We start from the raw sequence: 12,213 nt of genomic DNA on the forward strand, positions 1-12,213 counted from the left end.
CAAAATACGAATAAACTTTTAGTAGCTAGTGTTTTAGTAAGAAAACCGGATTATTTTTTGATTTATCTGTGAAATTAATCTTTTATTGTAAATTTTCCCGCAGATTTAAGGGAGCAAGCCGCAGATCAAACAGGATTAGTATGGCACTCATTACAAAGGAAGAAGAAAGGTAAGTTCGATTGAATCGAACTGTTATTCATGCACGCGTTATAAACGCGCGCAAGCTGATCTTAAATCTGCGTTTTTCTGTTAAATCTGCGGGAAACAATATGAATGTGGTATGCTTAAGGTATTTATGTACGATTAGAATCGTACTGCTAGTTATGCCAGCACCAGGCCCCCAAAAGAAAGGCATCCTGAAAAATCAGGATGCCTTTCTTTTGCCTGTTGCAACAGCCTATTTCCAGCCGCCGCCCAGTGCGCGGTATAAATTTACTACCGATTGTAGTTTTTGCAATTTATCGTTAATGCCGCTTAATTGTGCAGTTAACAAACTTTGTTCTGAAGTTAATACATCGGTATAATTGGTAGCCGAGCTATAACGCAATAACTCTTTGGTAAAATCTACGGCTTTGGTTAATGATGCAATTTGTTTAGCTCTTGTAGCTTCCTTTTCTACGGCTGTTTGGTAAGCAAACAAAGCGTTTGATACTTCCTGCCCACCAGTTAAAAGCGTTTGCTGGAAATTATAAAATGCAATTTGCTGATTGGCTTGCGCTGTTTTCAAGCGCGCTTTATTGGCTCCTTTAGCAAAAATAGGCTGTGTTAAGCCACCTACCAAATTGTAGAAAATAGACTTGCTAAAGAAATCCTGCAACTGTAAGCTCGATAATCCACCGGAAGCAGTAAGGGTTAAAGCCGGATAAAAATAGGCTTTGGCTACGTTGGTGTTTTCGAAAGCTGAACGGAAACCAAATTCGGCCGCAATTACATCCGGACGGTTTTGCAGCAACTGCGCAGAAACACCAGTTTTTAAATCGGCATAAGGTGTTTGCTGATCTAAGGTAGTACGGTTAATGGCATTTGGCGCTTTACCCAACACCACACTTAATGCATTTTCGGCTTCTTTGATGCTTCTTTTTAAATCGGGTAAAGTAACCTGTGCCGCATATAAATTGGCTTCGCTTTGAACCACGGCAGCTCCGTTAACCACAGCGCCTTGTTTAAGCTCTTTCATGGTTTCCACATCCTTGGTTCTCACCTTAATGGTTTCTTCGGTAATGGCCAGTTGCTTATCCAGTGCCAGCAAAGTATAATAATTGTTGGCGATGGTCGCAATTAACTGGGTTTGAACGGCTCTTTTAGCGGCATCGCTTTGTAATAATGTAGCGTAAGCGGCACGTTTGGCACTGCTTAATTTGCCCCAGATATCCGCTTCCCAGGCTGTGCTCAGCTGTGCTTTATAGGTTTGGGTTTCCAAATTAATGTTAATCCCTGCCGGAAAGTTTAATGAGGCCTGTGATTGTTTATTGTCAGTTACGTTTACATCGGCCTGTAAACTTGGCAAAAATGCCGCCCGGCTTTGCTGTAAGGTTGCCTCAGCAATTTTAATCCTTTCGATGGCCTGCTTCAGATCTAAATTTTCATTTATCCCTTGCTGGATTAACGATTGTAAAGTGGTATCCGAAAACAGTTGTTTCCATTGCAGGTCGGCTATAGAAGCCGTATCTGTCGTATTGTTGTCGCGGTACAACCCTTCACTTTTTACCTGTGGGCGCTCGTACTTTTTGGTCACGCAGGCACTAAGGCTAAGGATGGCTATACCGGTTAAAATGGAATGCTTATATGTAAATTTCATGTTTTTAAAATTAATGTGGACCGTTAACCGCTAACTCGTATTCTTCTTCTGTTTGCTCGCGGTCAATGCCTTCATCAAAAGGAGATTTGCTGCTTATTTTTTCTTGCAATGTCTGGAAAACAATAAACAATGCAGGAATTACAAATACTCCGAATATGGTACCAATTAACATACCCCCAACAGCACCAGTACCAATTGATTTATTTCCTGATGCACCCACACCGGTAGATAGCATTAGCGGCAATAAACCCAAAATAAAGGCGAAAGAGGTCATCAAAATCGGGCGTAAACGCGCCGTAGCACCATCAATCGCTGCATTGGTAATACTCATGCCTTTTCGCCTGCGGTCTACCGCGTATTCAACAATCAGGATCGCATTTTTGGCCAGTAAACCCACCAGCATAATCAGTGTAATTTGCGTATAGATATTGTTATCAACCCCGAAGATTTTATCGAAAATAAATACCCCGGCTAAACCGATTGGCAGCGAGAATAATACCGCCAATGGTAAAATATAACTTTCGTATTGTGCCGAAAGCAGGAAGTAAACAAAGATTACGCAAAGCAGGAATATAAAAATGGTCTGACTACCGCTGCTTACCTCTTCACGCGATAGACCAGAGAATTCATATCCATACCCGGTTGGAAGGTGGATCGCCGCTTCTTCCTGGATCGCTTTAATGGCATCACCAGAACTGTAACCGGCATTCGGGTTACCTGTAACCGCTATGGAAGTGTAAAGGTTGAAACGTGAAATGGCCTGCGGTCCGTATACTTTTTCTAAGGTAATAAATTCAGAAACAGGTGCCATGGTGCCGCTCGAGTTGCGCACATAAATATTGGTTAAGCTTTGCTGGTTTGCACGGTATTTGGCATCGGCCTGGAACATTACACGGTATTGCTTACCAAATTTATTAAAGTTAGAAGCATACACACCACCATAATAGCCTTGTAAAACGCCCAGTACATCGCTAACGGTTAAGCCAGCCTGTTTAATCTTAGCTACGTTAACATCAATCTGATACTGAGGGAAATTGGGGTTAAACGAAGTTGATGCGTACTGAATTTCCGGACGTTTACTTAAGGCGCCTAAAAATGCATTCCCAATTTCGTTGAATTTCTTAATATCACCACCGGTTTTATCTTGCAGCTGAAATTCAAAACCACCACCGGTACCAAATCCCTGGATGGTTGGCGGAGCAAAGAAAATTACTTTTGCACCTTTAATTCCGCTGGCTTTGCCGAATAACTCGCCAATGATTGCTTTAACATCTCTTTTACGTTCATCCCAGGGCTTAAGCCTTGCGATAACCATACCGTAAGAACTACCCGAACCACTGATTAAACTCCGGCCTACTACCCTAAAGGTCGCTTCAACTTCCGGTACCTTACTTACAATATCATTGATTTTTACAATGATTTTATCTGTTTCTTCCTGCGAAGTTGATGGTGGTAAAGAAATATCAGAGAAAATGGTTCCCAAATCTTCGTTGGGTACGAAACCTTTTGGCGTGGTGTTCATGATCCAAACCAATACTACCGCAAATACGGCAATACCCAAACCCGCTAACCATCTTTTTCTACCTAAAAAGCCTACCGAACGCTTATATTTCTGCGTTACAGCATCAAATGAGGTGTTAAAGGCATCATAAAAGCGATGTAGAAAGTTTTTATCCTTTCCATGTTCATCTTTGTGCGGTTTCAAAAACATAGCACACAACGCCGGACTTAAGGTTAAGGCATTAATGGCCGATAAAATGATAGATATGGCCAGTGTTAAACCGAACTGCTTATAAAATACACCCGAGGAGCCCTGAATAAAACTCACCGGGATAAATACCGCCGCCATTACCAGGGTAATCGAAATGATAGCCCCGCTGATATCGTCCATTGCATCTTTAGTGGCTTTCTTGGCATCGGTGTAACCTGCATCCAGTTTAGCGTGCACTGCCTCAACCACTACAATGGCATCATCTACCACAATACCAATGGCCAGTACCAATGCAAATAAGGTTAATAAGTTAATGGTAAAACCAAATAAACTTAAAAAGAAGAAAGTACCGATAATCGCCACCGGAACACTAATTGCAGGAATCAGCGTTGAACGGAAATCCTGTAAGAAAATAAACACTACCAGGAACACCAGGATAAAGGCTTCGATCAGCGTGTGGATTACTTTTTCGATTGATGCATCAAGGAAGTTGTTTACGTTAACAACAGTTTCATAATGTACACCTTTAGGGAAAGAAAGTGCTGCTTTATCTAAAGTTTTGATCGAATTTTCGATTACTTCTTTCGCATTTGAACCAGCGGTTTGGCTAATGGCAATACCCAATGCCGGTTTACCGTTAAATTTCACGTAACTGGCATAGCTTTGTGCACCAAGTTCTATTCTTGCCACATCTTTTAAACGCAAAATCTGCCCGTTGGCATCGGCTTTAATGATAATGTTGCTAAACTCGGTTTCGGTTTTTAAACGGCCGCTGTATTTTAAAGTATACTGGAATGCTTGTCCGCCTTGCTCACCAAACTGACCCGGAGCAGCCTCAATGTTCTGCTCGGCCAGGGCCACATTTACATCATTTGGAACCAGGCCATAAACGGCCATCACCTCAGGCTTAAGCCAGATCCGCATGGTGTAATCTAAAGTACCAAAAGCACTGGCATCACCCACACCATTAATCCTTTTAATTTCGGGAATAATGTTAATGTTGGCGTAGTTCTGCAAAAATTTCTGATCGTATGAAGGATCATCACTGTAAATGGCAAAAATAAGGAGGTTACTCGCCTGTCTTTTAGCGGTAATTACACCCGATCTTGTTACCTCTGCAGGCAGTAAGCTGGTTGCTCTGGCAACACGGTTCTGTACGTTTACAGCTGCCAGATCGGGGTTAGTGCCCAATTTAAAGTTAACGGTAATGGTTGCAGTACCATCATTACTGGCGCTCGAAGTCATGTAGGTCATGTCTTCCACACCATTTATTTGTTCTTCGAGCGGAACAACAACGCTACTCATTACCACATCGGCATTGGCACCCTGGTACGATGCCGATACCTGTACGGTTGGCGGCGCAATTTCGGGATACTGCGAAATGGGTAAAGTTACAAGGCCTAATACACCTAATATTACAATTATAATGGATATAACTGTCGATAAAACGGGCCTGTCTATAAATTTCTTAAACATAAATAATAGGGATTACACTGGTACAGTGTGAATTGCACTAATTGTTATTTTTTGATTTCAGCATAAACTGAATCGGCTGCTTTTTCTTCAGGTTTAATTTTTGTGCCGTCTTTTAACGATTGGAAACCTTCTAAAATTACTTTGTCGCCGGTTTTAAGACCTTTGGTAACTACGTAAAAATTGCCTTTGGCTAATTCCATTACCTCAATCTGCGTATTTACCACTTTGGCTGAGTCGCCTAAAATGTAAACGAATTTCTTGCCTTGTAAATCGATGGTTGATTTTTGAGGGATTAAAATTGCGTTGTCAACATGTTGAGGGATTCTAACCGAAGCACTGGCGCCATTTTTTAGTAAGAAAACCGGATTAGGGAAAGTAGCCCTTAAGCTTGCCGAACCTGTATTGGTGTTAATCTGTCCGTTAATCGATTCGATTTTACCGTTTTGCGCATAAATACTGCCATCTGCAAGTACTAAACTAACCGGCGGAATATTTTTCATTTGCTCGGCCAGTGTTTTGCCTTTATAGGTGCTTGCGAAATCTAAAAGTTGTTTTTCGTTTAATGAGAAGTAAGCATAAACTTTAGACGTATTCGAAACTGTAGTAAGCGGTTGTGCGCTGCTGCTGCTAACCAAACTTCCGTTTCTGAAAGGAATACTGCCTACTACACCATCAACCGGACTGGTAATAGAAGTATAGCCTAAATTAACCTTTGCATTTACTAACTCTGCTTTTGCCTGTGCCAATGCCGCTTTTCTGCTTTGAAGCGTTAACTGCGCTGCATCGAGGTCGTACTTACTGATGATATCTTTATCTACCAAAGGTTTGGTTTTATTTACCGTTAGCTGGGCGGCATTTACATCGGCCTCGGCACTGCTAATGGCTGCTTTTGCAGTTCTTACCTGCTGTTCGTATTGCGGGGCATTAATGGTAAAAAGTAACTGGCCTTTTTTAACCACAGCACCTTCATCCACAAATATTTTCTCAATAAAACCATCAACTTTCGGGCGAATATCGATATTTTGTATACCTTCTATAGTTGCTGGATAATCTGAATCGAGGGTGGTGTTCTGCGTGTTTACTGTAAATACCGGGTAAGCTTGCGGACCTGCAGCAGCTGCGGCGGCAGCTTTTTTAGCTTCGTCGTTATTTCCGCAGGATGCCAGAAGCATACCAATGCTCATGCTAAAAAAGAGAGTTGTTACTTTTCTCATGGACTATTTCTGTGTGTTTAAATTTAAATTTCTGGATTAAGGGCGTTGTCAGTTTGATGGGCTTTTCTCATCGCCGATAATTGCCCAAAAATAGAGCCTAACCAAAAATAAATCTGTCCAAATTCTGTCATTTAATCAATCGATTGATTTATTTGGTGATTAAAAACTTACTTAAATATAATTAAATAATTGTTTTTAAGTACTTTGTGCACGATTTTTATTTAAAAAACCGACTTGTAAATATCTTGCGACAGATGTTAAAAGCTGTTAAATAAGCAAATACAATGTTAATTTTATCGCATAAAACTGTTGTTTATTTTGAGCAATATCCGCTACCTGATGTACAACTTAAACAGAATGAAATGGGGGTGTATGTTCTGCGGTTTTTAGCTTTATTGATATGAAAAATCTTTTGCTGTTAGTTGTAGTTTTATTTGCTTCGGGCTGTTTAATTCCCGGCGCGCCACACTACTATCATTACAAACTAAAGCAGAATAATGCTGATTCTGTTGTGGTGATTTCCTATCCTTCCCGACTCGATTATCAATACCGGTTTAGCCAAAATGTTTGGGATAGTGTTTTGGTGTTTGATCCGATTCACCGGCTTTTTCAAAAAATGACTTTACATGAAAATGCCGACTTTTATCCAAAGGCTTATTACTCGCTTTATAAAAATGAGCGAAGGAATTTAAAAAAGATGGAAAAAGTTAAATCAATAGTTGTGAAAAGGTATAAACAAAATTTAGTGGAAACAGATACGCTTTACTACCAGGATTTACGCTGAAGATTTAATCAACTTCTCCCTCAAAAACCAGTTTAGCTGGTCCACATAAAAACACATTGGTAAATGCATTACCATCGTAATCAAATTCGATTTTAATATCGCCACCCAAAACTTTAATATCGGTTTTAATGTGCCCGCTCAGGTTTTTATGTTTGGCCATGGCCATGGCTACGGCAGTAACTCCTGTACCGCAGGCATAGGTTTCGTCTTCAACGCCACGCTCGTAGGTGCGCACAAACAGGTGATCGCCTTTATCTTCTACAAAGTTTACGTTTATACCTTCAGTTTTATAGGTATCGTTATAACGGATGCTTTTTCCTTCATGAAAAACATCAAGATCTTTTAAACCGCTTTGTAAAGCCACGTAATGTGGAGAGCCCGTATTTAAAACATAAGCTTCGCCATCTTTGTTAATGGTGTCAACATCAATCATTTGCAAATCAACCCATTCGCCATTTTCTGAAATTCTGGCATAATGTGGTCCATCAACTGCCAAAAAGTTTGTTTCCCGGTCAATAATGCCAAGTTGTTTGGCAAAAGCAACAATACACCGGCCACCATTGCCGCACATACTGCCCAGGTTACCATCGGCATTAAAATAATGCATTTCAAAATCGTAATCCTCATGTTTGGTCAGGAACATTAAGCCGTCGGCACCGATGCCAAATCTTCTGTGGCAAAGCTGTTCAACTAATTGATTATCAATATTTTTTAACGGACTCATGGTGTGGTCTATTAAAATGAAATCGTTGCCCGCGCCCTGATATTTATAGAAATTAATTTTCATGAAAGCTTCATATTTTAGTGCAATATTTGAATTGCAAAGTGTAACCGCCACCACGTGTTTTTTTGATTTAACATTTTTTAACACAAAACCGGGTGCACTAATGATGCAAATATCGTTTATATGGTATTAAATTTGAATAATTAACGAAAGAAATTTTAGCAGATAAAAACTGCAGGAGCATTCTGCTTAAATCAAAGTGAAACAAACACTCCCGCAAAATTAGTAAATTTAACAACTGAAATAGGGTGAGCTAAAACATTTAGCTAGCAAAACGGCTTATCATATATCAGGGTTTTTAAAATTATATAAACACATGAACCCATTAAAAGCAAACAAAATTAAACATACAGATCAATGCTTTTAATAGCTTCATAGCCATTAAAAAAATAAATAATAAACACATGAAAAAAATATTGGGAATTACCGTGCTAGCTGCTTTTATAGGTGGGGCAGCAGCAATAGGGGGTTACAAACTTTTTGAACGTAACCAAACAGGCAGTACAATTTCTGAAAAACAGAATTTATATTTTGCAAATAACCCACTTAAAGTATCGTCGGCAGGAACAGCCGATTTTACACAGGCAGCAGCAGCAGTCGCACCAGGTGTGGTGCACATTAAAACTACCTACGCTGCACAAAGCGGTGGTGGCAGAGGCTCTTCTCCGTTTGATATGATGGAAGATTTCTTCGGTGGCGGTGGCCGTCAGATGCAGCGCCAACCAAGAGCAGCATCGGGCTCAGGTGTAATCATCAGTCAGGATGGTTATATCGTAACCAACAACCACGTGGTAGAAAATGCAGAAAAGGTGGAGGTTGTTTTAACCGACAGACGTAAAGTTGAAGCCAAAGTAATTGGTCGCGACCCCAATACCGATTTGGCTTTAATTAAAGTAAACGCTAACAACTTACCTGTAGTAAAAATGGGTAACTCTGATAATGTACAGGTTGGCGAATGGGTTTTAGCTGTTGGCTTCCCGTTAGATTTAAATACCACTGTAACAGCAGGTATTGTAAGTGCTAAAAACCGCAGTATCGGTATTATTGGACGCGAGCAACAAGGAAACGAAATCACTGAAGAAGAATATCGCGAATATCAGCGTACAGGTAAAAGACCAGATCGTCCGGCCAATACCAGTATCGAATCATTTATCCAGACAGATGCGGCCATTAACCCTGGTAACAGCGGCGGTGCATTGGTAAATGCAAATGGCGAACTTGTAGGTATTAACTCAGCAATTGCTTCGCAAAGCGGTTATAACCAGGGTTATGGTTTTGCTATTCCGGTTAACCTTGCCCGTAAAATTGTAGATGATTTTATGAAATATGGCTCGGTTAAACGTGGTTACATTGGCGTTAACTTTGTGCCGCTAAGTGGCGATGAAAAACCTGAAGGCATTAAAACCAACGAAATCAGTGGTTTATATGTAAGCGATGTAGTTGCCGGTGGTGGTGCAGCAGCAGCTGGTATTAAATCTGGTGATGTAATTAAAAAAGTTGATGGCGTAGTAATTAACGATTCGCCTGACTTACAGGAAAGAGTTGGTCGTTTAAACCCTGGCGATAAAGTAAAATTAACTGTATTGCGCGATGGATCTTTAAAAGATTATACCGTTACCCTTAAAGGCGAAGCCAGTGTAGGTTTAACTGCCAATAATACAGCTGGTAAAGCTGCCGAGGTTTCGAAACTGGGTGCAACTTTTGCTCCGGCCAGCCAGGCTCAAAAAGCTAAATACGGCATTAGCGGCGGTGTAGTGGTAACTTCGGTTACAACCGGAAAAGCTTTCGATAACATTGGTGTAGAAAAAGGTTTAATTATTACCAAAGTAAACGGACAGCCTGTTAACTCAGTGGCTGATGTACAAAAAGCATTGCCATTGGGTAGAAATAACATGGTAAGCATTAGTGGTGTTGGTGAGCAAGGTTCATATAACTACAGTTTCCCGGCGCAATAAATTTTGCAGAAAAAAATAGTTTAAAAAATGTCCTCCCTGTTTAAAAACGGGGAGGACATTTTTTTTAATCCTGATGGATAGGTTCGTGATGGGCATGACAGGCATCCGCACATTCTTCGCACGTTACGGCGCATTGCCTGCAGTGCTCGTGGTCGTGTTTGCCACACTCAGCGGCACACAAGCGGCAAATTTCTTCGCATAACAACAAATACTGTTTGCCAATTACCGATTCGCGCTGCAAAAGCCGCGCAGCCTGCGTACAAATATCAGCACAATCACGATCCAGTTTAATACAATCAACCATCATGTTCAGGTCTTCCTCCTGCAAACACGACGATGCACAATGCTCGCAAGCCAGTGCACAATCCAATAAAGCCTGAATTAAGGCATGATTATTCCGGTTTTCCATAGCTTAAAAATTTTGGTTATCAATATGCTCTTTATTAATAACCTTCAGGAAATTAAACGGTTTTATAAAATCGAAATCATCTGGTCGCGATTGTTAAAGTTTGTTAATCTTCCGGCCCCAGAAATATATTAAGCTCCTTTTGAAGCGTTTTTGAACATAAGCCCGTTTTGTTAATTAATCTATGTTCATCCTAAATTCATCATTGCGATTTAGTTTAGTGATTTACCGATTGATTATCAGTGTTTACCGATACTCTATAAAATTAATTTTTTTATTGTTACATATTTGAAACAGCAACAAAAACCGAATATTATGGCTTTAGCTCACATTAACCTCAGCGTAAAACAGTATTTCAATTTCATGTGTCACACCGATTTTGAAAGAAGGATATTTCACGATAGCTACAGGGAATTTCAAAAGAAATCGAAGATATTCAGCCAAAACCAGCAGGTACATACCTTTTCGCAAATGTTGCAAATAAATGAAAAGGCCGGTTCATTGCACCAGAAATTACAGTATGCAGTTATGCCAAGCATCGCAAATTTAGAACAGAAAATGCCGGTGTTGGGCGATTTGGATGGCAATGCACTTAAATTTGATTGGGCCGAATTAAATATTGTAAGTTCTGATTTGTTAAATAAAGGCGCCCACGTAGTTTCGATTACTTATACCAGTCCAAAATTGGTGCTGCATGAAATAATTGGCGATTTACTGGTTTTGAGTTATTGTAAACCAGGTAGCAAAGGCGAAACCTTAATGGTAAAAATTACCGAAAACCTGATGGTGAATTACGAAGAAAGCAACAGTTTGGTTTACAGTTAATCCATCTTGCGCATTTCTTTAGCCCGGGCCCAAAAAAATATTATTAATTTGTAGCATGCAACAATTTAAAGCTCCAACTTTTATTATTCACGTGGCAGGTTGGCTTTTATTTCTAACCTTTCCATTATTGTTCATCAATAACGAACAATCGGGGCAAAGTAGTTTTTTGTTGCTGGCATCGCCATTTTACTGGTTGTTTTGCCTTACCTACATGTTAATGTTTTATTTCAATGCCCTGGTGCTGGTACCCAAACTCATGTTTAAAAAGCGGTACCTGTTATATACCGCAACAGTTTTGGGCTTGTTTAGCTTTGTGTATTATGCACAGCCTTACGATAACCTGCTGGGGCATAACAAAAGTGTAATGGCGGCATTAAGAGGCGAGGCTAACAAACAACCAAAAGGCTTAAACCAATCGTTGCAGCCGGGCAGGGATAGTGTAATTGGCCCTAATGTAGAAATGCCTTTCGGACCCTTGCCCAATCAGGATTTGAGGATGCAGGACCCTAACCTGAAAAAACAGAAAGGGATTTTAGATTTACACAGGCCCGAAAATATCGATGTCATCAGTCTCTTTATTTTTATGATGATTATGGGATTGAGCATTGCCACAAGCACAGTAGAACGCTGGCAAACCGCCGAATCGAAAGTGGTAAAAGCAGAGGCAGAAAAAGCAACCGCCGAACTTTCATTCCTGAAAGCGCAAATCAATCCGCATTTTCTTTTCAATACCCTGAATAACATTTATACCCAGTCGGTTATCAATAGCAAGCATACTTCAGAAAGTATCATGAAATTATCCAATATTATGCGCTATGTTACCGACGATGTAACGCAGGATTTTGTGATGCTTAAGGACGAAATTGATTGCGTACGCGATTATATCGAGTTGCAAAGGTTGAGGCTGGGTGCCGATGCCGAAATCAGTTTCGGGGTGGAGGGAAAACCGGAAGGGAGAAAAATAGCCCCCTTAATTTTGATGACCTTTATCGAAAATGCGTTTAAATACGGCGTAACCAAAAAAGAAAAAACCATTATCAGCATCAAACTGAGTATTGGTGCCGATAAAATTGATTTCTCCTGCCAGAATAAAATTTATGCCCATCAGTCTAATTTAGAACGTTCGGGCATTGGTATTGCCAATACGCGTCAGCGCCTAACGCATTTATATGCGCAACAACACCGTTTGGATATTAAAAACACAGGCGAAATGTTTACCGTTAATCTTTGTGTAAATTGCTAACCTTTAACCGATAAATT

Annotated in this window: 9 protein-coding genes; 4 read left to right on the forward strand and 5 right to left on the reverse strand. The window is 40.3% G+C overall.

Annotated features, from left to right (window positions below; genetic code table 11):
• Positions 1–397: 397 nt before the first annotated feature.
• The 3 genes from OC25_RS05585 to OC25_RS05595 are packed head-to-tail and all read right to left on the reverse strand — an operon-like array spanning position 398 to position 6,199.
• Complete coding sequence (locus OC25_RS05585) at positions 398–1,798, reverse strand: efflux transporter outer membrane subunit (RefSeq protein WP_039472698.1); 1,401 nt, start codon at positions 1,796–1,798, stop codon at positions 398–400.
• Positions 1,799–1,808: 10 nt separating this feature from the next.
• On the reverse strand, positions 1,809–4,985 hold the full coding sequence (locus OC25_RS05590; protein WP_039472699.1) for an efflux RND transporter permease subunit: 3,177 nt from the start codon (positions 4,983–4,985) through the stop codon (positions 1,809–1,811).
• A 44-nt stretch (positions 4,986–5,029) separates the two neighbouring features.
• Complete coding sequence (locus OC25_RS05595; protein WP_039472701.1) at positions 5,030–6,199, reverse strand: efflux RND transporter periplasmic adaptor subunit; 1,170 nt, start codon at positions 6,197–6,199, stop codon at positions 5,030–5,032.
• A 400-nt stretch (positions 6,200–6,599) separates the two neighbouring features.
• Between OC25_RS05595 and OC25_RS05600 the strand changes: the two genes are divergently transcribed.
• Positions 6,600–6,983 (forward strand): hypothetical protein, encoded by a 384-nt coding sequence (locus OC25_RS05600; RefSeq protein WP_039472704.1) that lies wholly within the window; start codon positions 6,600–6,602, stop codon positions 6,981–6,983.
• A gap of 4 nt (positions 6,984–6,987) precedes the next feature.
• On the opposite strand, the gene dapF is transcribed toward OC25_RS05600, so the two are convergent.
• On the reverse strand, positions 6,988–7,770 hold the full coding sequence (dapF, locus tag OC25_RS05605; RefSeq protein ID WP_039473313.1) for a diaminopimelate epimerase: 783 nt from the start codon (positions 7,768–7,770) through the stop codon (positions 6,988–6,990).
• A gap of 401 nt (positions 7,771–8,171) precedes the next feature.
• On the opposite strand from dapF, the gene OC25_RS05610 reads away from it, so the two are divergent.
• Entirely contained in the window at positions 8,172–9,722 is a 1,551-nt protein-coding gene (locus OC25_RS05610; RefSeq protein WP_039472707.1) for a trypsin-like peptidase domain-containing protein, read from the forward strand.
• A gap of 64 nt (positions 9,723–9,786) precedes the next feature.
• Here OC25_RS05610 and OC25_RS05615 read toward each other — a convergent pair whose 3' ends face one another.
• Positions 9,787–10,131, reverse strand: a complete 345-nt coding sequence (locus OC25_RS05615) for a four-helix bundle copper-binding protein (protein ID WP_039472708.1) — start codon at positions 10,129–10,131, stop codon at positions 9,787–9,789.
• A gap of 312 nt (positions 10,132–10,443) precedes the next feature.
• Between OC25_RS05615 and OC25_RS05620 the strand changes: the two genes are divergently transcribed.
• Positions 10,444–10,953 (forward strand): hypothetical protein, encoded by a 510-nt coding sequence (locus OC25_RS05620; RefSeq protein ID WP_039472709.1) that lies wholly within the window; start codon positions 10,444–10,446, stop codon positions 10,951–10,953.
• A gap of 55 nt (positions 10,954–11,008) precedes the next feature.
• Complete coding sequence (locus OC25_RS05625; protein ID WP_039472710.1) at positions 11,009–12,196, forward strand: sensor histidine kinase; 1,188 nt, start codon at positions 11,009–11,011, stop codon at positions 12,194–12,196.
• Positions 12,197–12,213: the final 17 nt, after the last annotated feature.

Source organism: Pedobacter kyungheensis (assembly GCF_000812965.1).
Taxonomy (GTDB): domain Bacteria; phylum Bacteroidota; class Bacteroidia; order Sphingobacteriales; family Sphingobacteriaceae; genus Pedobacter; species Pedobacter kyungheensis.